At 42.9% G+C, this 20,468-nt stretch carries 24 protein-coding genes; 5 read left to right on the top strand and 19 right to left on the bottom strand.

The window, feature by feature from the left end:
* Window positions 1-50: 50 nt before the first annotated feature.
* The 5 genes from PCY06_RS08525 to pepA all read right to left on the bottom strand — a co-directional run bounded on the left by PCY06_RS08525 (window position 51) and on the right by pepA (window position 5,625).
* Window positions 51-1,334 (bottom strand): ABC transporter substrate-binding protein, encoded by a 1,284-nt coding sequence (locus tag PCY06_RS08525; RefSeq protein WP_061582706.1) that lies wholly within the window; start codon window positions 1,332-1,334, stop codon window positions 51-53.
* The gene (locus PCY06_RS08520) at window positions 1,331-2,014 is read right to left on the bottom strand and encodes a response regulator transcription factor (protein ID WP_012130913.1); all 684 of its coding nucleotides are present in this window, start codon (window positions 2,012-2,014) and stop codon (window positions 1,331-1,333) included. Before PCY06_RS08520 ends, PCY06_RS08525 begins: the two co-directional genes overlap by 4 nt.
* Window positions 2,007-3,323, bottom strand: coding sequence for a sensor histidine kinase (locus tag PCY06_RS08515; RefSeq protein WP_082307345.1), 1,317 nt, complete (start codon window positions 3,321-3,323; stop codon window positions 2,007-2,009). The genes PCY06_RS08520 and PCY06_RS08515 overlap by 8 nt, the downstream gene beginning before the upstream one ends.
* Complete coding sequence (locus PCY06_RS08510; protein ID WP_096754965.1) at window positions 3,323-4,309, bottom strand: sugar ABC transporter substrate-binding protein; 987 nt, start codon at window positions 4,307-4,309, stop codon at window positions 3,323-3,325. The genes PCY06_RS08515 and PCY06_RS08510 overlap by 1 nt, the downstream gene beginning before the upstream one ends.
* Before the next feature lie 248 nt (window positions 4,310-4,557).
* Window positions 4,558-5,625 carry a glutamyl aminopeptidase gene (gene pepA / locus PCY06_RS08505; RefSeq protein ID WP_045504464.1) on the bottom strand — a complete coding sequence of 356 codons (1,068 nt, stop codon included), beginning with the start codon at window positions 5,623-5,625 and terminating at the stop codon, window positions 4,558-4,560.
* A 180-nt stretch (window positions 5,626-5,805) separates the two neighbouring features.
* On the opposite strand from pepA, the gene PCY06_RS08500 reads away from it, so the two are divergent.
* The 5 genes from PCY06_RS08500 to PCY06_RS08480 all read left to right on the top strand — a co-directional run bounded on the left by PCY06_RS08500 (window position 5,806) and on the right by PCY06_RS08480 (window position 9,172).
* Entirely contained in the window at window positions 5,806-6,090 is a 285-nt protein-coding gene (locus PCY06_RS08500) for a DUF4651 domain-containing protein (protein ID WP_045634148.1), read from the top strand.
* Window positions 6,090-6,407 carry a thioredoxin family protein gene (locus PCY06_RS08495; protein ID WP_012130918.1) on the top strand — a complete coding sequence of 106 codons (318 nt, stop codon included), beginning with the start codon at window positions 6,090-6,092 and terminating at the stop codon, window positions 6,405-6,407. The genes PCY06_RS08500 and PCY06_RS08495 overlap by 1 nt, the downstream gene beginning before the upstream one ends.
* A gap of 16 nt (window positions 6,408-6,423) precedes the next feature.
* Window positions 6,424-7,050 carry a YtpR family tRNA-binding protein gene (gene ytpR / locus PCY06_RS08490; protein WP_008810043.1) on the top strand — a complete coding sequence of 209 codons (627 nt, stop codon included), beginning with the start codon at window positions 6,424-6,426 and terminating at the stop codon, window positions 7,048-7,050.
* Between the two features lie 63 nt (window positions 7,051-7,113).
* Window positions 7,114-7,509 (top strand): single-stranded DNA-binding protein, encoded by a 396-nt coding sequence (locus PCY06_RS08485; protein ID WP_061582704.1) that lies wholly within the window; start codon window positions 7,114-7,116, stop codon window positions 7,507-7,509.
* A 178-nt stretch (window positions 7,510-7,687) separates the two neighbouring features.
* On the top strand, window positions 7,688-9,172 hold the full coding sequence (locus PCY06_RS08480) for a DUF1846 domain-containing protein (protein ID WP_008810045.1): 1,485 nt from the start codon (window positions 7,688-7,690) through the stop codon (window positions 9,170-9,172).
* A 53-nt stretch (window positions 9,173-9,225) separates the two neighbouring features.
* On the opposite strand, the gene PCY06_RS08475 is transcribed toward PCY06_RS08480, so the two are convergent.
* The 14 genes from PCY06_RS08475 to PCY06_RS08410 form a co-directional block, all read right to left on the bottom strand.
* Complete coding sequence (locus PCY06_RS08475; protein WP_008810046.1) at window positions 9,226-9,660, bottom strand: hypothetical protein; 435 nt, start codon at window positions 9,658-9,660, stop codon at window positions 9,226-9,228.
* A gap of 9 nt (window positions 9,661-9,669) precedes the next feature.
* Complete coding sequence (locus PCY06_RS08470) at window positions 9,670-9,834, bottom strand: hypothetical protein (protein ID WP_004193711.1); 165 nt, start codon at window positions 9,832-9,834, stop codon at window positions 9,670-9,672.
* Window positions 9,831-10,034, bottom strand: coding sequence for a helix-turn-helix transcriptional regulator (locus PCY06_RS08465; RefSeq protein ID WP_002896748.1), 204 nt, complete (start codon window positions 10,032-10,034; stop codon window positions 9,831-9,833). Before PCY06_RS08465 ends, PCY06_RS08470 begins: the two co-directional genes overlap by 4 nt.
* A 296-nt stretch (window positions 10,035-10,330) precedes the next feature.
* On the bottom strand, window positions 10,331-11,368 hold the full coding sequence (locus PCY06_RS08460) for a sensor histidine kinase KdpD (protein WP_061582703.1): 1,038 nt from the start codon (window positions 11,366-11,368) through the stop codon (window positions 10,331-10,333).
* On the bottom strand, window positions 11,335-12,033 hold the full coding sequence (locus tag PCY06_RS08455; protein WP_008810048.1) for a response regulator transcription factor: 699 nt from the start codon (window positions 12,031-12,033) through the stop codon (window positions 11,335-11,337). Before PCY06_RS08455 ends, PCY06_RS08460 begins: the two co-directional genes overlap by 34 nt.
* Window positions 12,034-12,045: 12 nt before the next feature.
* Window positions 12,046-12,768 (bottom strand): lantibiotic ABC transporter permease, encoded by a 723-nt coding sequence (locus PCY06_RS08450; protein ID WP_061599107.1) that lies wholly within the window; start codon window positions 12,766-12,768, stop codon window positions 12,046-12,048.
* Complete coding sequence (locus PCY06_RS08445) at window positions 12,768-13,556, bottom strand: lantibiotic ABC transporter permease (protein WP_008810050.1); 789 nt, start codon at window positions 13,554-13,556, stop codon at window positions 12,768-12,770. Before PCY06_RS08445 ends, PCY06_RS08450 begins: the two co-directional genes overlap by 1 nt.
* 1 nt (window position 13,557) lies before the next feature.
* Window positions 13,558-14,265 (bottom strand): ABC transporter ATP-binding protein, encoded by a 708-nt coding sequence (locus PCY06_RS08440; protein WP_008810051.1) that lies wholly within the window; start codon window positions 14,263-14,265, stop codon window positions 13,558-13,560.
* A gap of 97 nt (window positions 14,266-14,362) precedes the next feature.
* Complete coding sequence (gene folK / locus PCY06_RS08435; protein ID WP_048777259.1) at window positions 14,363-15,175, bottom strand: 2-amino-4-hydroxy-6-hydroxymethyldihydropteridine diphosphokinase; 813 nt, start codon at window positions 15,173-15,175, stop codon at window positions 14,363-14,365.
* On the bottom strand, window positions 15,156-16,487 hold the full coding sequence (locus tag PCY06_RS08430; protein WP_225791211.1) for a folylpolyglutamate synthase/dihydrofolate synthase family protein: 1,332 nt from the start codon (window positions 16,485-16,487) through the stop codon (window positions 15,156-15,158). The genes folK and PCY06_RS08430 overlap by 20 nt, the downstream gene beginning before the upstream one ends.
* Before the next feature lie 4 nt (window positions 16,488-16,491).
* Window positions 16,492-17,457, bottom strand: a complete 966-nt coding sequence (gene folP / locus PCY06_RS08425) for a dihydropteroate synthase (protein WP_082307344.1) — start codon at window positions 17,455-17,457, stop codon at window positions 16,492-16,494.
* Window positions 17,458-17,534: 77 nt separating this feature from the next.
* A complete protein-coding gene (locus PCY06_RS08420) occupies window positions 17,535-18,200 on the bottom strand; it encodes a CPBP family intramembrane glutamic endopeptidase (protein ID WP_048777261.1) in 666 nt (221 codons plus the stop codon).
* 47 nt (window positions 18,201-18,247) lie between these two features.
* Window positions 18,248-19,438, bottom strand: a complete 1,191-nt coding sequence (locus tag PCY06_RS08415) for an acetate kinase (RefSeq protein ID WP_048777262.1) — start codon at window positions 19,436-19,438, stop codon at window positions 18,248-18,250.
* A 49-nt stretch (window positions 19,439-19,487) separates the two neighbouring features.
* Entirely contained in the window at window positions 19,488-20,441 is a 954-nt protein-coding gene (locus PCY06_RS08410) for a class I SAM-dependent methyltransferase (RefSeq protein ID WP_048777263.1), read from the bottom strand.
* Between the last annotated feature and the right edge of the window lie 27 nt (window positions 20,442-20,468).

Raw genomic sequence — 20,468 nt, 5'->3', positions numbered from 1 at the left:
CTAGTCAACTTTGTTTATTTTGTGATTGAAATGTAAAAAAAGAAAGCAGATTATTTTCCGCTTTCTATTTCCTTTTGAATACTAGGTAGGGAACTATCAATCTCTTGATTCTGCATCGCTTTTTGAATCAGATAGTCCATCCGCTCCATCGTATGTTGATCTACTTCTAGGCTGATATCAATGATAGAGCGATTCATCATGCGATCCAACCTCTCAGAAGTCAAAGAATCCAAGCCAAAATCATCTGCTTGTAGGATTGCTCTAGACTGCTGACTTTTCACTACAGATGGCAAGACCGAAGTCCCTTGAGATTTCTCAAATAGAGCCTGTTGGCTTTCTTTATCCTGCGACAACAAAAGCATAAATTCCCATGCCAGTTTTTCTTGACTGGTATTAGAAGACATGGCAAAGAGCGAGGTCTTGACCTGAGTTCCCATCACCTGATTGTTGGCTGTAGGCATTGGGATACAGGTCCAAGAAAAGCTAGAATATTTGGAAACATGATAAGGATAGGGTTTGTAGGTCCGATACTGGGCCAGACTCATAGGATAGAAGGCCACCCGTCCCTCATCAAAGTCATTAGAAGTCACCTTATAGTGCCGACTGAGCATATCTAATTTGCTCATAAAGGACAGGGCTTGGTGCATCTCTGAGCTGTCTACATTGATACCAGATTTATCGGTAAGATGGCCGCCGTAAGCTACCAGAGCCTGCTGCCAAGTGTAATCTGTTATTCCGTACTGATCCACTACACCATCTCCATTGGTGTCTTTGGTTACTTTCTTGCAAATCTCATAGAAATCCTCTAAAGTCCAGCCTGACTCAGGAATGCTAATTCCTTCTTTTTCGAGCAAGTCTTTATTGACACACATCATGATAGGATTGCTCTCAACAGGAAGAGCATAGCTGACTCCCTGATATTGCCCGGCTTCATAAGCCACCGGATAAAAGACCCTTCGTTCATCATCCTTTAAGAGGGTATCCAAGGATTTAAGCGCGCCCGTCGAAGCCAACATGCTAAAATCGTTTTCTGGTACCATAAAGAGATCCGGTTGCTCGCCTTTCAAGACTTGCTCTGCCAGCCAGTCGGCGTAATCATCCTTGGGAATCCCGCTTTCATAAATGACCTTGACATGAGGATGCGTCTTTTCAAATTTTTTAATCAAGCTGTCCAAGACCCTGTTTTCGCGGCTGTTAGGTACATCCCAGCTGGAGCCAGCATAGACGCCGATACGCAGGACTTTTTCCTGAGCTGAAGCCCAAAATACAAAAGCTAGGGCAACAGATATGATCAGGACAACCAGCAGGGCCAAATGTCTCAATCTCCACTTCATTTGTCGCTTTCCTTACTAAAATCTCTCTGGGTGACTCCGGTCTGAACAGCCCAGATAGCCAGCTGGGTTCGGTCGCGCAAGTTGAGCTTGGCTAGGATACCTGACAGGTAATTACGAACTGTCCCTTCTGATAGAAAGAGCTTAGCTGCAATTTCTTTATTAGAAATCCCAAAGCCAATCTGCTGGATAATCTTCCACTCTGTCCGGCTCATATCCTCAACATTTTCCTCAGTCACCGTGATAGCAAAGTTGGACTGGGCCATCTGTGAAAAGATTTTGAAGACCTTGGTGGCAATATTGGGATTGATCATAGCTCCGCCTCGATAGACTGTCTGAATGGCTTCGTGAAGCTCTTCTGTCGAAACCCCTTTGAGAATATAACCAGACGCACCGTATTTAAGAGCGGAGAAGATAAATTCATCGTCATCAAAGGTCGTCAGAATGATAATCTTAACATCTGGATACTGCTCCTTGACAGCCTTGGTACAGAGAACACCGTCCATGACTGGCATGCGAATATCCATTAGAATCACATCTGGGCGTACCCGATGAAGCTTTTCCAGCACTTCCTTGCCGTCTCCAACTGTCCCGACCACCTCAATATCTGCGTGGGCTGACAGGATGATTTGCAGAGACTCGCGAATCAAGGCCTGATCGTCTGCTATTAAAACCTTAATCATGTCTTCCTCCTATTTTTGGGATTTCGATATGCGTGTAGAAGCCGTCCCGATTTTCAAAGTGAACGCTTCCGCCAATAATCATTAGGCGCTCCTGCATCTGCTTGAGGCCATAGCCATAGTGGAGTTCATCAAAACCAATACCATCATCCTGAATGGTCATTACATAAGCTTCTTCTTCCTCCAGTAACTCAATACAGATGGTCTTGGCATGGCCGTGGCGGACAGAGTTGGTAATAGACTCCTGAATCACCCGAAACACAATGTCTTCCTTTGCAATATCCAAGTCAATATTATCCCATTCGTAGCGGAGATGAATCTCCAAGTTGGAGATGGCTTCATACTCGCGGATAATCTTAATCAGAGCTTCCCTCAAAGTGTTGTTTTCCAGAGCTCCCGGCCGCATTTTATTGAGCGAGCCTCGGACATCACGGATACCGTCTCGAACAACGACTGAAACATTATTGAGCTGCTCCTTAGCCCGATTGGTATCAATATCAACCAAGACCTTGACCGCATCAATACCCGCTGAAATTCCCGTTAGGGCATGGCCCAATGTATCGTGAATCTCTCTGGCAATACGCTTCCGCTCTCGATCTTCTGCTATTTTTTCGGACAAGGCCAGATAAGAGTTCAACTCGCGATTGGCCTGAGAAGCCATGCGCAGCTCTTCCTCAATCCGATGACGCTCTGTAATAGCTGACAAGATATAGAAGAGCAAAGAAATCATAAAGACGACGATATTGAGGGAATAGAGAAAGTTCTTGCCAAAAAGCAGCAACAGCCGGACAGACTCTGGATAAAACCGAATATAGGTATCTAGAGAAGGCAGCTTGATAAAGAGCGACATAAGGTCATAGTTGGACAAGAGCAACATGCCAAAACTCAAAATGATAAAAGAAAACCAGTACTTCTTGTCTTTGGAAGAATTGAACTCCTTAGAGCCATAGAAAATATCCGCAAACACCAGGAGAATCAAGCCATTGTAGGACGAGTGCAAGACAGAAAAGATGACCAACATAAGCAGGATTTCAATAATGGTCACCTTGTCATAGACAGACAGCTGATTAGGGTGGCGCTCGCGATAGTACATGACCAAGAGCAGGCAGGCATACAAGCTAATTGATACCCAGAAAATCAAGCTGGGAGAGCCAGGAATGGCATCCAAACGCTCCAAGAGCGAGTGACTGAAGCCCTTAGCAGCTACATAGTTGGTCGCAAAGAGATAGATAGACGCATTATAGACAATGGCAACCAGATTGATGATCATCAGCGCTATTTTGCTGTAAAATATACTTTTTTGAGGTCTCATTATTGCCACCCTGTAACTGTGTATTGACTGATATTATCCCTATTAACCAGATGAACTGGAATCAGATATTGGCTGTCGTAGGATTTCCCTTCCTGCATCAGCTCAATTACCTGCGCCACCTTGCGTCCCATCTGAATGGGCGATTGGGCTACAGTTCCCTCTATATCGTTTGTTGTAGCCAAAAAGTTTTTGATATCTGGTGAGCCATCCACGCCATAAATAGAAAGCTTTCGGTTCAAGCCGTTATTTTTAATAGCCGCTAGGGCACCAATCGCTGCCCGATCATTGAGAGCCATGACCACATTAAAGTCCATTCCTTCATCTAAGGCACTTTTTACTTGAGGCATTGCTTCTTCAGTCTGTCCAAGCGTCTCTTTTTGGGAAATAATCTTGTACTGAGGCTGATTTTTTATTGTCTCTACAAAACCTCGAATGCGGTCCATAGCAGAAACTGCATTTCGATGTTCTAGCAGAAGGATATTCGCAGCTGGCAAACGTTTCATCATATCTTTAGCAATTAAAACACCAGCTTGGTAATTATCTGAAACAATTGTCGTATCGACTGCCACTTCCTTGCTGATTGGCGTATCCACTACGATGATTTTAATCCCAGCTTTCTTGGCCTTCTGAAGAGAGGAAATGATACTTGGACTATTGCTTTTCACTGGATTAATCACAATGACATTTACCTTTTCTTTGACGAAAAAATCAATCTGTTGGCTCTGCTTGCCCTCATCCAATTCAGGATCCCTAACGTAAAGTCGGCTGCCCTGCTGGTTAGTTTTCTTCTCCAACTCCGCATTTAAGGTCTTGTAAAAGTCGTTATTCATGGTCATGTAGGTCACCCCAATCTTGACCTGTTTTGGATCCGGAAGAATCCCTTTAAAATACACAAAAGATAAAGCCATTACAAGTAGAACTAAGAGGGGCCACAAAGTATTTTTATAATGCATACGACTTCTTTGCATTTCTTTTTTCGCCATCATCCATACCCCAATCTTTCTAGTAGGCTTCACTTATATACAGAATTATTATATTACAAAGCACGAAAAAATCAAAATCTGCTCTAAGAAGCTAACTATTTCTTTATAGCTGACATCAAAGTTTTTTCTATACTTCCAATCTAGCCTTCCCCACTAAAAGAGCTCCATGACCAAATAGAACCATGGAGCTTCATCTAACTGCGGTGTTGTTTTATTGACTGATTGCAGTTTCACAAAAGACAATTATCAGTTTAGTAATTTTTAATCAAATCGACTGTTGAACGATCTAACTTCTTCACAATTGCTTGCAAGAATGCCTGAGCTTGTAAGAAGTCATCCATTGCATAAAGTGTCTGATGGGAGTGGATATACCGAGCACAAACTCCGATAGTTGTAGATGGCACACCACCGTTTTGGAGATGGGCTGCACCAGCATCTGTTCCACCTTTTGCACAATAGTATTGGTACTTGATACCAGCTTCTTCAGCCGTAGTAAGCAGGAAGTCTTTCATATTAGGCAGCATGAGATGACCAGGGTCGAAGAAACGAATCAGTGTTCCGTCACCAATAGCGCCTTGACCACCATATACATCACCAGCTGGAGAACAGTCTACAGCAAAGAATAGTTCGGGCTCAAATTTAGTTGTTGAGGCGTGAGCTCCACGCAAACCAACTTCTTCTTGGACGTTAGCACCAACATATAGCTCATTGCCTAAAGATTGTCCTGATAAAGCCTGAGCCAATTCACTGACCATGAGAACCCCGTAACGGTTATCCCAAGATTTGGAAATAACATTTTTACCATTAGCTGTTAAAATAGCTGAGCTATCTGGCACAATAGCATCTCCTGGACGAATTCCGAAACTTTCTGCTTCTTCCTTATTGGCAAATCCACCGTCGAAAACAATATCGCTTACTTGTGGCAGGGTTGGTGTCCCACCAGCTCCACGTAGGAAGTGAGGTGGAACAGAGCCAGAAATCACTGGAATTTCCCGACCTTCTCTAGTAAACAATTTGAAGCGCTGACTGCTGACCACAAGAGGATTCCAGCCACCGATTTCAACTACACGAAAAGTACCGTCTGCTTTAATCTCACTGACCAAGAAACCAACTTCATCCATATGAGAGGCCACTAAAACTCGAGGCGCATCTGCTAAGTTTGAATGCTTGATACCAAAGAGGCCACCCAAGCCATCCGTCACCATTTCATCCACATGCGGAGTCATTTTCTCCCGCAAATAAGTCCTTACAGGACCTTCATGAGCTGAGATTGCAGAAATCTCAGTTACTTCTTTGATTTTTGAAAATAAGTCTGTCATATATACCTTCTTTCTGCCCCCTATTTTATCACTTTTTGGGAAAGATAGGTAGCAAAAGCCTAACTCTCTACAGGAGAAATATCCAAGTAAAAAAATTTCAGTTAAGTCCTCTCGCTTGTCAATTTCTCCTTTTCTATCTTGGCCATTGTTCCCCCTTCTTTTTTGTGTTAAAATATTGTCATGAAAGCTAAAAAAATCATTTTAACAACAGCTGCTCTTCTTGGAGCAGGAAGTCTTGCCTTGGGCGCGCGAAAAGTCGTCAAAGAACAACAGCTAGCCAAAAAGAGAGAAGAGATTATTCACCTGGTCCGTAGCTTCTTTGCTAGTCAAGGACAGATTGCCACGGTCTATGTGCAACTCTATGAGTCCAGCGAAGATACACTGGTTGGTGGAGTAGTCCTTGAAGATGACCGCCACTTTACCTTTGTCTACGAAAACGGCCAGCTAAGTTATGAGGAAAAATGATGATTATTCCTGAAAATATAGAAGAATTGGCAACTTACGTTCAGTCAGAGGGGAGGACTGTCTTCTTTTTCACAGCAGACTGGTGTGGAGACTGTCGTTTCATCCAGCCCTCCCTACCAGAGATTGAGGCAAGGAATCCAAATTTCACCTTCATCCAAGTAGACCGTGATGCTTATCTTGACCTTGCTAAACGCTGGGATGTCTATGGGATTCCTAGTCTGGTTGTACTGGAAAAGGGACACGAAATAGGTCGGTTGGTCAATCGCAATCGAAAAACCAAGTCTGAAATCAATGATTTTTTAGCGTCATTAAACTAATCAAATGGAGAAAAGAATGATTTTTACTTATAACAAAGAATTTGTTGGCGATGTTTTGATGGTGATTGTTGCCAACAACGAAGATGCAAAACTTTCTGTTGAACGCAAAGGAAATATTGCTCGTATTTTCCGAGAAGATACAGCTGAAACCGTAGCTTGGAACATTTTCCAAGTATCAGATATTCTTAATATCCAACAAAGTGGCCAGATCTTTCTTACTGACGAAGAGGTTGCCTTGCTCAACCAAGAGTTGGCTAAAGAAGGCTTTTCTGAAACTCTGATCAATGATCTCCAACCGAAATTTGTCGTCGGAGAAATCGTCGAAATGATTGCTCATCCAGATAGTGACCATCTCAACATCTGTCAAGTCCAGGTCGCAGCAGATAAGACTCTTCAAATTGTAGCCGGTGCCCCCAATGCTCGAGTAGGCCTCAAAACTATCGTTGCCCTTCCTGGCGCTATGATGCCTAAGGGAAACCTTATCTTTCCTGGTGAACTACGGGGTGAGAAAAGTTTTGGTATGATGTGCAGTCCACGTGAATTGCAATTACCAAACGCTCCTCAAAAACGTGGCATTATCGAATTAGCCGACTCTGAAGTCGTCGGAACTGCGTTTGATCCAGCAAAACATTGGCAAGGGTAAAAAAATCGTGATTTTCACGATTTTTTTCTTTCTCTTCCGAATAAATAAGTAGGAGGAAATTATATGTACAATAAAGTCATTATTATCGGTCGTTTGACGGCCACACCAGAATTGCACAAAACTAGCAATGAAAAATCTGTCACACGCGCAACGATTGCGGTCAATCGCCGTTACAAGGATCAAAATGGTGAGCGCGAAGCAGACTTCATTAATATCGTCCTTTGGGGCAAATTGGCTGAGACTCTAGCTAGTTATGCCAGCAAAGGAAGCTTGATCTCTCTGGACGGCGAACTACGGACCCGTCGTTATGAAAAAGACGGTGTGACTCACTATATCACAGAAGTCCTTGGACATGGTTTCCAGCTTCTTGAAAGTCGTGCCCAGCGGGCTATTCGTGAAAATAATTCTGGAGCCGATTTGGCTGACCTAGTCTTGGAAGAAAAGGAACTTCCTTTCTAAAACTCCCACTTTTCCTTTCTTTTCTATTAAGAACCTTGGCTGAATAGCCTTGGTTTTTTTATCGTTCTATTTAAAATTTTTTCTTCTGATCGGTTCTTTTTATTTGTCCTCAGATACTACTTTTGCTCCCAAAAATATCTCTTTTTTGTTATAATGCTTAGCAGAGGTAAAAATGAAAATGAAAAAAATTGCTTTTGATTCTGACAAATACTTAAACCTGCAGCGCGACCATATCTTGGAGCGCATTAATCAATTTGAGGGCAAACTTTACATGGAATTCGGCGGTAAAATGCTAGAAGACTTCCATGCTGCCCGCGTCCTGCCAGGCTATGAGCCGGACAATAAAATCAGACTGCTCAAAGAGCTCAAGGACCAAGTAGAGATTGTCATTGCTATCAATGCCAACAACATTGAACACTCTAAGGCGCGTGGCGATTTGGGCATTTCCTACGACCAGGAAGTGCTGCGACTAATCGATACCTTCAACGAGCTAGATATTTATGTAGGCTCAGTGGTCATCACCCAGTATTCCGGTCAGCCAGCAGCTGACCTCTTCCGCAGCCAGCTGGAAAAGAATGGCATCGCCTCCTACATCCACTACCCAATTAAGGGCTATCCGACCGACATGGACCATATCATCTCGCCTGAAGGTATGGGGAAAAACGACTACATCAAAACCAGCCGTAATCTAGTCGTTGTTACTGCACCTGGTCCTGGTTCTGGTAAATTGGCTACTTGCTTGTCCAACATGTATCATGACCAAATCAATGGCATCAAGTCAGGCTACGCCAAGTTTGAAACCTTCCCCGTTTGGAATCTGCCCCTGCACCATCCGGTCAATTTAGCTTATGAGGCAGCGACGGCAGACCTGGACGATGTCAACATGATTGATCCATTCCACCTGCAAACCTACGGAAAAACCACAGTCAACTACAACCGTGATATTGAAATTTTCCCAGTCCTCAAGCGCATGCTAGAACGTATCCTTGGAAAATCACCTTATGCTTCACCAACGGATATGGGCGTCAACATGGTCGGCTTTGCCATTGTAGATAATGATGCAGCTATCGAGGCATCTCAACAGGAAATCATCCGTCGCTACTACCAGACGATTCTGGACTTCAAGGCGGAGCGCGTTTCTGAATCTGCTGTCAAGAAAATCGAACTCTTGATGAACGACCTGGGCATTACACCGCTGGACCGTAAGGTAACAGTTGCTGCGCGCGATAAAGCTGAAAGCACTGGTGAGCCAGCTCTGGCCCTGGAATTACCAAACGGTGAAATCGTAACTGGTAAAACCTCTGAACTCTTTGGTCCTACGGCTGCTGTATTGATTAATGCCATTAAGAAATTAGCCCATATTGCTAAAGAAACCAAGCTGATCGAGCCTGAGTATGTCAAGCCAATCCAAGGCCTGAAAATCAATCATCTGGGCAGCCGCAATCCTCGCCTCCACTCAAACGAAATCTTGATGGCTCTGGCAATCACAGCCATGGAAAATCAAGATGCGGCAAATGCTATGCAACAACTCGGTAATCTCAAGGGCAGCGAGGCCCACTCTACTGTCACTCTAACTGGCGAAGACAAAAACGTCCTGCGCAAACTAGGCATCCATGTGACCATGGACCCCGTTTACCAGTATGATCGACTTTATAGAAAATAAAAACAAGCTCTGTTAAAAGCTTGTTTAGAAAGCTGGCGTCGCCAGCTTTTTTCTTAATAACGCTTGGACAGGAGAAAGCGCAAGAGATAGTAAAGTCCCAAAACCAGGATAATGGTCAAGGTCAGAAACTGATTGAGACTTAAGATGATTGGGAAAACCATAGACAAAACGCTCAAGCACGCTGCCAGCAGCAAAAGAATATTAAAAAGCAGAGTGCGGGTCTTTTCATCAATCATGCGATTGCGTTCGTCAGTCACCTGAATGTAGAACCGCTCAAAATTTTCCTCCCGTCTTAGGGCAAGATTATACCGAATAGTCATCAAAGAAAGCCCCAGCAGTATGCCGACCATGACTCCTTCCTGCCGATCATTCAGAGAATGAAAGTGGCTCCAGGCCAATCCTACCAAGATGATAAAGGTTAAGATACGTCCCACGATAACTTTCTTTTGAAGTTTTTTTCGAAATTCTTGTTTAGTTAATGTTTCCATGTCGGCCTCCTATTTTTCATACGCTTGAAAAATTTTCAAGATCAGCACAATCAAGATCATTCCCACAACAGGCAGGATTTCCTTAGGGATAAAATCGAACTGTAAATGAAGAAAGATCAAGACAAGGACTACTAAGAAACCTAGTCCCCATTTGAGCATATAAGTCCATTTCATGATTCATCCTCCTCAAAGAGAAACACTTCTTCAATCCTTAAATTGAAAAAGGATGCAATTTTATGAGCCAAAAGGAGCGAAGCATTGTAGCGGCCCTTTTCCAAAGAAATAATCGTTTGTCTCGTAACCTCTAGCTTCTCAGCCAGTTCTTCCTGGCTGAGCTTTTTTCTTTTTCGCAATTCTTGAATTCGATTTTCCAAGGCCGACTCCTTTTCACAATGTAAAACAAACTTTACTTTTCAAATATAGTATAGCTCCCTTTACATCTTTTGTCAAGAAGAAAGCGGCAAAAAAGAGGCTGGGACAAAAGTCCTAGCCTCTCAATTGTCTTTGGATTGTCGAGCAAGACGCAGTGGTTGAGTGGGCTCTACTACGCTGATTCCATCAGCTTTTACAGCCCTACTCAACTGTGCGGAGGTGGGACGACGAAATCGAATTCTAACGAATTACCGATTTCTGTCCCACTCTCTTTTATCATCTTGATTGACTTCCTTTGTTATTTGCTTTCCAAAGCTACAGTCAACTCGACACAAGCTCCTCCTTGGTCTGGATTGAGCAGGGTCAGACGACCACCGTGCAAGAGAGCTACCTGCTTAGAAAAGGCTAAGCCGATGCCATGATGGGGATTAGCTGAATTGCGGCTTTGGTCACTCTGGTAAAAGAGCTGTTCTGCTCCTAGCAGCATCTCCTCTGAAAATGCAGGACCATTGTTCCAGATAGCAAAAACTAACTGGTCCTGCTGCACTGATACCGTTAGCTTCACTTCTTTTTGGTCTTGGTCAGCATGTTCAAGCGCATTTAGTAAGATATTGAGCAAAGCCCGCTTGAGATAGTCCAAATGAATAGACAAGCTTAAGCTAGGATCACAATCTTCTTGGAGAGAAAAACGATGGCTTTCTTGTTTGCTGAACAGTGCCCAATCGTCCTGTAGAGAAACCAAAAAGCTCCCTAAGGAAAGCTGACTGAACTGATTAGAATCAATCTGAAAGGTCTTAGCGTAATCAATCAAAGAGCCACAATACTCTTCCATCTTGTGACTAGCCTGCAAAATCTCAGTAGCATAGTCTGCCTGTGGCTGACCCAACTGCGCCAACTCCAAGAGCTCAGCATTCCCCTTAATCACAGTTAGGGGCGTCTTCAAATCGTGCGATGTCGCTGATAGCTGTAAAATCAACTCCTGATTATGCTGCTGCTCTCTTTCTAGAAGACGAGCATTTTCTTGGTGGCTGCTCCGTAAATCGCTATAGACTTCTAGCATTTCCTCGATCCGAAAAAACTGGCTTTGATTTTCTTCTAAAAGCTTCTTGCTCTTTAGCATTTTTATTTCCCTGTCGATTTTTCGGAGCAATTTCAAAATATGATAAAAAGTAATCAGCAGCAAGCTCCCCGCCCAAAAGAACAAGGTGAAAAGAACGTGATTACTTCCTTGCGTAAATTCATAGCCTATAAGCACAAAAATCAAAACATGAAAAAAGACGACTTTTAAACTGGTTGTCCAGACTAGGCTTTTGAAATTTCGGGTTCTAATTGCCATCTATAGCCTACTCCTCTCACTGTTGCAATTGCTTGCAGCCCTTCTTGTTTGCATTTTTGGCGAATCTGATATACGTATTCTGAGATGGAGCGAAGCTGTGTTTCTGAACTTTCTGGGTAAAGCAAGGTATGCAGGCGTTCAGCTGAAAAGGTCTGCTTGGGATTGCTAGCTAGTAAATGCAGCAACTTAAACTCTCGCTCTGAAAATTTCAAGACTTTACCAAAACAGGCAACTTCATAGCGCTCAGGATAAAATTGACAAGAAGCAATTTCAGAATAGCGCTCCTCACGTCTTTCCTCCCGACGAAAATGAGCTCTGACACGCGCCAGCAATTCTTTGGTCCCAAAAGGTTTGACAATATAGTCATCTGCTCCGCGAAAGAGCCCCTCCACCTTGTCCGCCTCCAACTCCTTGGCCGTCAGAAAGATGATTGGGCACGAAAGATGAGGACGAATGTAGGAGCACAACTCAAAACCATTAACAGGCTCCATCATCACATCCAGCAGAATCAAGTCATATCCGACAAAATGCGTCAGCTCTAGCTCTTCTATCCGATCAAGCGTCGTCACATCATAAGCATCGAGCTCTAGGACATTTTTCACCAGCTTCAAAATGCTCTGGTCGTCATCAACCACCAAAATACGATACTGTCTCATGATTTCCATTATAGCATACCTCTAGCGAACATCTCGTTTCAAGGTTAAGAATATAGCAGAGCTCCAAACCAAAGCTAACCATAACAGCTGTATTCCCAGCCCTGATAGATCTATTGAATGCTGAAGCCCTTCATACTCAAAAAGATTTAGGGTAGCCAGATCGGGCAAGTATTTTGCTTCTTTGATGAACGTTGCCAATAAACGGCTGAGACCAATCAAGAGAGGAAAGAGCACTGACACCGGCACAACCCAAGATTGAAATAGCAAAGCGAGGCCGGCAGTTAAAAAAGCCAGAAAAAGATTGCTGAGAAGACCAAAAGAGCTGTAATAAAGGAATTTCCCCAGTAAGGACCAGCTAAAGTCTAGGTCAAAACGAGCCAGCATAACAAGGAAACAGCTGCCTATCATGACACTGTAGAGAACCAAGAGCAGCAAAACCAGAAAAAGGATTTTCCCAGCCAACCAAGCCTTTCTATTTGATACGGTTAGAAAATTCGTTCGCATCCCTGACTTGACAAACTCCTGAGCAAAATAGAGGGAAGTAAAGATGACGATGACGGGCTGCGCCAGATAGAGGGCATGCAAAGCCTCACTCAGAGCCTTTGTCTGGCCAACTGCTGTTTGACTGTAGTCAAGATTCATTAGAAAAAATGGAACGACTACCAGAGCCACCAAGCCTGCACCAAGAGCGAGGTAGTAAGAACGAAACTTAATCCATTCACTTCTAAGCAAAGCTTTTATCATCAGTAGCGTCCTCCTAAATCCGTCTTCAAAAAGCGCAGAGAGGCCATGCCGCCGATGACTAGCAACCATACGCTTAGTACCAAGAGTCCTTGCAAGGGATTATTAGCATATTGAGAAGTCGGCGTTGCAACAAATAACTCTCCTGCGGGCTGTGGCAAATAAGCTCCCCAACTCGTGTGGGTAGCTAGGTAGTTTCCTAGATTATAGATTTGGGGTACGAGAAAGAGTAAGGGAAGCAACATCGTCCGCCCAAGCAATCCCAATAAAAAGGACAGGAGACCCAGCAATGCAGTAGCTAGTGCCTTCCATAAAAGATGACTCCAGGCAGCTTGATTAAGTAAAATTGGATGTAGCCCTTCTTTTCCTAAAGCCAAGTGCATGACAATATAGCTCAAATAAATGGATAATAAGCTAATGACGAGTGAAAACAAACCAAAGGTCAATATTTTCCCCACAAGTAGCTTCAGGCGGTTATTACAGGCCAATAGACTGGTTCGCAAGCTATGAGACTGGAATTCCGTTGCTCCCAAAATTCCAGCTAAGATGACTAAAACCATACCACCCATAGAAGCGCCATTAAGACCTAGATATTCCAGCGGATCAATAGCTTCTGCCAGACGGGGAACCGTCTCAGGGGTCGCATCTAAACCGATAGACAGATACTGGCGTCCCTCTAGCCATGACACAACAGGTACCAATAACAGCATAAAGACCACACTTACCCTGAAAGCCTTGGTTGATTGGATTTTCAACCACTCTGAATGCAATAAGGACATCGTCTCTTTCATCTTAAACCTCCTCTGTTAAGTCGAAGAAGAGCTCTTCTAAACTATCTGTTCCTTGTAATACATCTTCTAGAGTTCCCTGTTCGATAATTTGCCCATGATGAATCAAGACTACATCATCTGTTACCATTTGTACCTCAGACAGGATATGAGAGGATAGAAGGACGGTTTTCCCTAAATCAGCCTGCTGGCGAATGAACTTTCTAAACCACTTAATTCCACTTGGATCCAAGCCATTGGTCGGCTCATCTAATATTAGAAACTGAGGATCACCTAGTAAAGCTACTGACAACCCCAGGCGCTGCCCCTCTCCTAGAGACAGGCTTGATAAGAAATCCTTTTTCTTATGAGCGATCCCAGTCATCTCCAAAACCTCATCGATCCGAGATTTGGGAATAGCATTACTCGCCGCAATAATCCTCAAGTGGTCATAGACCTTTCGATTTGGCAGACCCCCAATACCGTCAAAAGCTGCACCTACCGTTCTGAGCGGATAGGTCATTGACTGATAGGTTTGCCCATCAAAAGTCGCAGTCCCTGCTGTCGCCCGATCTAACCCCAACAAAATCCTCAAAGTCGAGCTTTTTCCTGCACCATTATGTCCTAGAAAAGCTGTAATGCGACCACTCCTAGCTGTAAAAGAAATATCCTTTAAAATTTGCTTGTCTCCATATTTTTTAGAAACACGATCAATTTTTACAATATGTTCCATACTGAACTCCTTTTCTTTATTTGACTTCATTTTACAATGGCAAGTTCAGAAGAAAATCAGACAAGAAAAAAACTTGCCTTACGACAAGCTTCTTTTCTCATTTTTCAACTACATCCCAGAGCTGACGGATGCTTTTTTTCTGCACGGGATCGACAAAGTGTGGAGCGATTTCCACCAGAGATTGCAAGACAAAAGCTCGCTCAGCCACATAAGGATGAGGAACAATCAAGTTTGGACTGTATAACTCTTCTTGCCCTATGTAAAGAATATCCAGATCAATCACACGAGGTCCCCATTTGATCTCCCGCACGCGCCCTAAATCCGCTTCGATAGCTAACAGGGTCTGCATTAATTCCTCAGGATTGAGCCAGGTCTCAACTTCAACAACTTGATTGAGAAACGGATCCTGCTCAACGCCACCCCAAGGCTCTGTTTCGATACGACTTGATATCTGCAAAATTCTTATATTTTGCTCAGCCATTTTTTCCAGAGCCGCATCCAGATTGGCAACTGGGCTGCCCTGATTGCTTCCCAGAGCGATAAAAGCTTTCCGCTTTTTACGAACTAGCTTGACTGAGCATGTGTCCAAAGGTAGAGGAACAGGAGCCCAAGGTTTCTTGACCTCTAAACTGACTTTCTCAACCAGGTAATAGGATTGAAAAATCTTGCCAATCAGCTGATAAGCCAGCGTTTCAATCAAATCTTCCTTGCTTTCCTGACACCACTTAACCAGCTCCTGAGCTAGCTCGCCATAGTGGATAGAAGCTGTCAGATCACCTGTTTTAGCAGCCCGAGTCATATCATAATCCAAAATCAGATCCAGCACAAAACGCTGGCCCAATTCTTTTTCAGCCGCAAAAACACCATGATAAGCATAGACTTCCAAATCTTTAATTCTTAACTGATCCATCTATTTCCTCTTTCTTTGTCAATATATAGGCTCTAACTTGAGCTAAAAAATACAAGGAGCCTGTAATCAGCAGCACCTCTTGATCCTTATGCGCATCTTGTAAATAGCTATCTACATACTGCTGCCAAGGTTGATAGGTTAGCCCCGTTTGGAAGGCTTGTCTCTTCATTTCCTCTTCAGAAACTGCTCGCTCATCCGCAAAAGATGTCAATGCGACAGATACATCTGCTTGAGCAAACAACTGCAACATCTCATCTAGTGCTTTGGTCCGAATACAGGTAAATAAAATCTTCTTATCTTTTGAAGCAAAGCGTTCTTGGAAGGAAGCTAGTAGAGGGCTCAAAGCATGCGGGTTATGTGCCCCATCCAAAAAAATCAAAGGTTGCTCCAAAATTTTTTCCATCCTAGCTGGCCAGGCAACTGCTAGAAGTCCACGGTCGATTTCTTCTTTTGTCAGAAGAGACAAGCCCTTTTGTTGACAGTACAGATCACAAATCTCAATAGCCAAGGCGGCATTGTCTGTTTGATAAGTTCCTAGGAGTGATGTTTGGTAAATACTGGACTCTCGCCATTCATTTTCCAGTAAAAAGACTTCACCAGTTTCTTCGCTTCTGAGCCAGTCAACCTGATAGGCCTGTCCATACAAATATGTTGGAGCCTGTTTACTTGTTGCCACGTTCTGGATAACTTCCAAAGCCTCTCTATCAATCTTACCAGTGACTACTGGAACAGAAAGTTTGATGATTCCAGCTTTCTGCTCTGCTATTTCCCCAAGGGTGGACCCCAAAAGAGCCATATGATCCAAACCAATCGTACTAATCGCAGTAAGATCTGGCTGGCAAACATTTGTCGAGTCTAGAAGCCCGCCCATACCGACCTCAATGATCGCCACATCCACTTCTTCCTGAGCAAAATAATCATAGGCTAAGGCCGTGATAATTTCAAACTCAGTCACTCCCTTGAATGTCGAATGATGCCCCTGATGGACAAATAAATCTTTATAAATCTGCAAGAGCTGGTTTAATTTTTGATTGGAAATAGCCTGTCCATTTATAGCAATTTGCTCATTATAAGAAACAATATACGGAGAGGTAAAGGTTCCAACTCGTAATCCTCTTAACTGAAGAAGTTCTCGAAGAGTCGCAATCGTTGACCCCTTGCCATTGGTTCCTGCTATATGAATGACTGAAATCTGCTTATGAGGATTTCCTCGCTGAGCCAGCATAGCTTCCATTCGTTCTAAGCCAAAGTTCGGAGTATCCGTCCGATAGTTTGCAATCCAACTCAAATCTGGTTTTTCGTTTCTATCTATCATCTTATTTGTATTGTCCCAAGGTTAAATCTTCAGCGCGGTTAGCTAAACGAATCGCATCACCAATCTCCACAGCCATTTTATGATAAGGAATATCATGAACTCGTAGCATTTCTACCCCTTGACTGGCCGCAATACTTGTCAAATGACTAGAGGCTATATCACGATTTTGGTAGCCCAAATCTGTCTCTGGATCCACCTCAATTCCTGCATCTTCCAGTATATTCACAACAAAGCGCTTGCGAGAAACGCCAAGAAAGATTGGAAAACCAGCCCGATGAATATCTTCCAGATGCTGTAACAGAATTAGGTTTTCCCGCTTGGTCAGACCAAAACCGATACCTGGATCCAGCATAAGACTGTTCTTCTCTATTCCTGCCACTTTTGCTCTAGCCAAGGACTTATCAAAAAAGGCCCACATTAAATCTACAATATCTGAATGAGCAAATCTTGATAATTCCTGGTCTGTGAAAACATCTTGAAAGCCAAACTTGGGAAAGATCAATGAGCTAGCATGGTGAGGTCGAGCCATAACTGGATTGAACATCAGAATAGCTCCCGCAGAAGACTCAGCCACCACTTGCGCCATTCCTTCATCACCTAAAAATCCAGTGATATCATTAACAATATCTGCACCGGCTGCTAGGGCTGCTTTTGCTACGGGCGCCTTCCAAGTATCGACCGAAATCAAGACATCACTTTGCTTGCGAATAGCCTCAATTACTGGAACTACTCGCTCGATCTCTTCTTCAATCTCAATATAATGGCTACCGGGTCTCGTGGACTCCCCTCCAATGTCCAACATCTGGGCACCTTCTTGTATCAGATACCTCGCTTGCTCTAAAGCAAATTCTACAGTGTTGTATTTGCCACCATCCGAAAAAGAATCTGGGGTTACATTAAGAATCCCGCACAAGCCTGTCTTACCGTCTGGGACTAGTTTTCGAACATCAATCTTTTTTTGAGCCATTTTATTTCTCTCACTAATTCTTAATTACTAACATTTTATCATATTTTCCTCAGAAAAAAAGACGAGAAAATTTCTCGTCAGGCTTGATTATTTGCAAATAACATGAGGAATATGGCAATTCCATTTCGAAGCATATGGGCCATAATAGACATTTCTAACCTTTCTGTCGTATAGGCTACATAGGCAAAGACTGCTCCCATTCCTCCATAAACGATAAAACTACCAATATTAGTCGGACCATGGAAAAGGCCAAAAAGTATCGCACCTATCACAAATCCCACCAGTTGATGCTTAGGAAAAAGTTTCTTGGGAATAAAGCCACGAAAAATGACTTCCTCTAGAACTGGAGCTCCAATCACTGTTGCGATAATCATGACAATCTGTGGGATCTCGCTCATCGCCTCTTGAATTCTCTCTTGATTACGAGGAATAAGCGAGCCCCCTTCCAATCTCATGACAACAAACCCTAAAGCACCGATGAGAATCGATAGGAAATAATATAAGGCCAAAAGTCCCACTGAAGACCAACTAAAAAAGCTGAAATCAAATGTGAGGATTCCTTCTCTTTTAGCAAGAAAGAGCGTTAAAAGAAGAATCAATAGGTACAGGATGATTATTCCACCTACACTAATTGGTGATTGTTTGTCTTCTAAATACCTCATTGCAATGAAAGGAACTTGTGTCAAGACCACTATCACCAACACAATTAAACAATATTTTAGTTTTTTTAAATAGAATTCCATTTCTTCCCCCAATCTATAAAAAAGGGGAGGCTAACGCCTTCCCCCTATTATTTTTTAAAACGTTCTACATCACGCGCAATGACTAGCTCTTCGTCTGTTGGAATAACTAACACTCTGACCTTTGCTTCTGGTGTCGAGATATCTCCATATTGCCCAAAGACATTCTTTTCTGGATCAATATCACAACCAAACCAAGAAATTCCTTCAATGACCAGTCTACGAATAGTCACAGAATTTTCGCCAATTCCTGCGGTAAAGATGATGGCATCCGCTCCATTCAAAACGGCAAGATACTGACCAATGTATTTTTGAATCCGGTCTACAAAAATGTCGTTAGCTAATTGAGCCTTGGCATCACCTGCCCGCATCGCTTCATGAATATCACGCATATCGCTTGATTTCTCGGAAACCCCAAGTAAACCAGATTCACGATTCAAAATTCGGCTGATATCTTCGGGAGTTTTAAAATCATCTGTATGTTTCATGAGATAAGGAATAATTGCAGGATCAATGTCACCAGTCCGCGTTCCCATCATGACACCCCCCAGAGGTGTGAAGCCCATAGAAGTATCAACAGACAAACCTTTATCAACAGCCGTAATAGAAGCACCATTACCAATATGACAGGTGATAAGTTTCAACTCCTCAAGCGGTTTGCCCAAAAGTTTAGCTGCTTCATGTGCTACATACTCATGACTAGTACCATGTGCGCCATATTTACGTACCTTGTTTTCCGTATAATATTTCGTTGGCAAGGGATAACGATAAGCTTTTTCTGGCATAGTCGTATGGAAAGAAGTATCAAACACTACCACACTTGTAATGTCAGGCAAAAGTTCCTTAAAAGCACGAATCCCTGCGGCATTTGCTGGATTATGAAGAGGTGCCAAGAGAGAGAGTTCTTCAACTTTTTGAATGACCTCTTCATCAACTAGAGCAGAATCTTTGAAATACTCACCACCCGCAACGACACGGTGACCTACTCCTGTAATCTCATCGAAAGACGCAATGATATTAAAACGCATCAAATCGTCTAACAAAATCTTTACAGCTTGAGTATGGTCAGTAATATCAAGCACCTGTTTCTCAGTACGACCATCAAATTTTACCGTTGAAATGGAATCTTTCAGTCCAATTCGCTCAATCAAACCTTTAGCTAATACTTTTTCTTCTGGCATCAAGTAGAGCTGCCATTTTAAACTAGAACTTCCTGCATTTATTGCGATTGTTTTAGACATAATTTACCTCTTTTAAGCGTTTTCAGTTCTCATTATACCAGAATTTTGATCAGTTTTCACTAACTTTGCGCCATTTTTGAAAACTTTCGCGGAAGCGAGTAATTTCTTCATGATTTTGTAGATCAGCCAATGCATAGACAAAAGGTTCTGATTTTATATTTTTTTGTTTTTGCAAAACAAACACCGTCTTAGCCTGAGAAACTGATGCAAAGAGTTTTTCTGGCAAAGCAATCATTGCTACTAAGCTGGCATTGTCTTTGAGCCAGGATTTAAGCAAGTCACTCTGCGGGCTGGTTAAGAGGTGATTAGGAGCTAAGAAGATCGCATAGCCATCAACCTTTAAATACTTTAATGCCTGCTCCATCAACAGATGATGAGCATAGGTGTGCTCTGTCTGACTGGCTACCTGATAGCGACTGGCAATCTGATCATCCGGATAGTAACCGACAGGCAGATCGCTGATAATCAAGTCGCTCTCTTTTAGAACTTGAGGGCGCACAGCATCTCCCTGGGCAAAATGTGCCTTTGAACCCATCACTTCTGCAATACTGGCAGATAGGTCAATCAGTAAATCATCGATTTCTAATCCTAGATAATCAATCTCTTTCTGACTATTGTTCAGGATTGTCTCTGCAAGATTTCCAGTTCCACTTCCCATCTCAAGAAGAGTAATATCTGATGCTACCATCAGCTGGTCGATGATAAAAATCAACAGAAAACCAATGGCATCTGGTGTAAACTGATGATTGGCTTGCAAAGGCTCTGTCTGAGCACCCTTCATCAGAATGAACTGATAGGCTCTCCGCCACTCTTCTCTGCTTAGCTTTAAGCTCTTCAAAGTTTGATGATTCTTTTTGACAATTTCTAAGTCCGTTTGCCCATCCAAATAGATACCGTTTTGCTCAATTAAGGCATCATAAAAATTAGTTGAAAGCTTGTTTTGAATGACTTGGACATTTTCTAAAAGGAGCGTATAGGCTTCTTCAATTTTTTCAAAATTCATAGTTTCCTCCGCTCCTTATCTTATCAA

The sequence above is a fragment of the Streptococcus sp. SG1 genome, assembly GCF_030439935.1.
Lineage (GTDB): Bacteria > Bacillota > Bacilli > Lactobacillales > Streptococcaceae > Streptococcus > Streptococcus gordonii.
Note: the sequence above shows the minus strand (reverse complement) of the source record. Positions and strands in the feature narration are given on the sequence as shown.

What these genes read in the sequence shown, in the direction of transcription:
- PCY06_RS08410 (WP_048777263.1), bottom strand. Translation starts at nt 20,441, where the DNA reads ATGAATTTTGAAAAAATTGAAGAAGCCTATACGCTCCTTTTAGAAAAT.
- PCY06_RS08495 (WP_012130918.1), top strand. Translation starts at nt 6,090, where the DNA reads ATGATTATTCCTGAAAATATAGAAGAATTGGCAACTTACGTTCAGTCA.
- PCY06_RS08475 (WP_008810046.1), bottom strand. Translation starts at nt 9,660, where the DNA reads ATGGAAACATTAACTAAACAAGAATTTCGAAAAAAACTTCAAAAGAAA.
- PCY06_RS08455 (WP_008810048.1), bottom strand. Translation starts at nt 12,033, where the DNA reads ATGGAAATCATGAGACAGTATCGTATTTTGGTGGTTGATGACGACCAG.
- PCY06_RS08480 (WP_008810045.1), top strand. Translation starts at nt 7,688, where the DNA reads ATGAAAAAAATTGCTTTTGATTCTGACAAATACTTAAACCTGCAGCGC.
- folP (WP_082307344.1), bottom strand. Translation starts at nt 17,457, where the DNA reads ATGGCTCAAAAAAAGATTGATGTTCGAAAACTAGTCCCAGACGGTAAG.
- PCY06_RS08460 (WP_061582703.1), bottom strand. Translation starts at nt 11,368, where the DNA reads ATGGCAATTAGAACCCGAAATTTCAAAAGCCTAGTCTGGACAACCAGT.
- pepA (WP_045504464.1), bottom strand. Translation starts at nt 5,625, where the DNA reads ATGACAGACTTATTTTCAAAAATCAAAGAAGTAACTGAGATTTCTGCA.
- ytpR (WP_008810043.1), top strand. Translation starts at nt 6,424, where the DNA reads ATGATTTTTACTTATAACAAAGAATTTGTTGGCGATGTTTTGATGGTG.
- PCY06_RS08485 (WP_061582704.1), top strand. Translation starts at nt 7,114, where the DNA reads ATGTACAATAAAGTCATTATTATCGGTCGTTTGACGGCCACACCAGAA.
- PCY06_RS08445 (WP_008810050.1), bottom strand. Translation starts at nt 13,556, where the DNA reads ATGAAAGAGACGATGTCCTTATTGCATTCAGAGTGGTTGAAAATCCAA.
- PCY06_RS08500 (WP_045634148.1), top strand. Translation starts at nt 5,806, where the DNA reads ATGAAAGCTAAAAAAATCATTTTAACAACAGCTGCTCTTCTTGGAGCA.
- PCY06_RS08510 (WP_096754965.1), bottom strand. Translation starts at nt 4,309, where the DNA reads ATGATGGCGAAAAAAGAAATGCAAAGAAGTCGTATGCATTATAAAAAT.
- PCY06_RS08525 (WP_061582706.1), bottom strand. Translation starts at nt 1,334, where the DNA reads ATGAAGTGGAGATTGAGACATTTGGCCCTGCTGGTTGTCCTGATCATA.
- PCY06_RS08420 (WP_048777261.1), bottom strand. Translation starts at nt 18,200, where the DNA reads ATGGAATTCTATTTAAAAAAACTAAAATATTGTTTAATTGTGTTGGTG.
- PCY06_RS08415 (WP_048777262.1), bottom strand. Translation starts at nt 19,438, where the DNA reads ATGTCTAAAACAATCGCAATAAATGCAGGAAGTTCTAGTTTAAAATGG.
- PCY06_RS08520 (WP_012130913.1), bottom strand. Translation starts at nt 2,014, where the DNA reads ATGATTAAGGTTTTAATAGCAGACGATCAGGCCTTGATTCGCGAGTCT.
- PCY06_RS08470 (WP_004193711.1), bottom strand. Translation starts at nt 9,834, where the DNA reads ATGAAATGGACTTATATGCTCAAATGGGGACTAGGTTTCTTAGTAGTC.
- PCY06_RS08440 (WP_008810051.1), bottom strand. Translation starts at nt 14,265, where the DNA reads ATGGAACATATTGTAAAAATTGATCGTGTTTCTAAAAAATATGGAGAC.
- PCY06_RS08515 (WP_082307345.1), bottom strand. Translation starts at nt 3,323, where the DNA reads ATGAGACCTCAAAAAAGTATATTTTACAGCAAAATAGCGCTGATGATC.
- folK (WP_048777259.1), bottom strand. Translation starts at nt 15,175, where the DNA reads ATGGATCAGTTAAGAATTAAAGATTTGGAAGTCTATGCTTATCATGGT.
- PCY06_RS08450 (WP_061599107.1), bottom strand. Translation starts at nt 12,768, where the DNA reads ATGATAAAAGCTTTGCTTAGAAGTGAATGGATTAAGTTTCGTTCTTAC.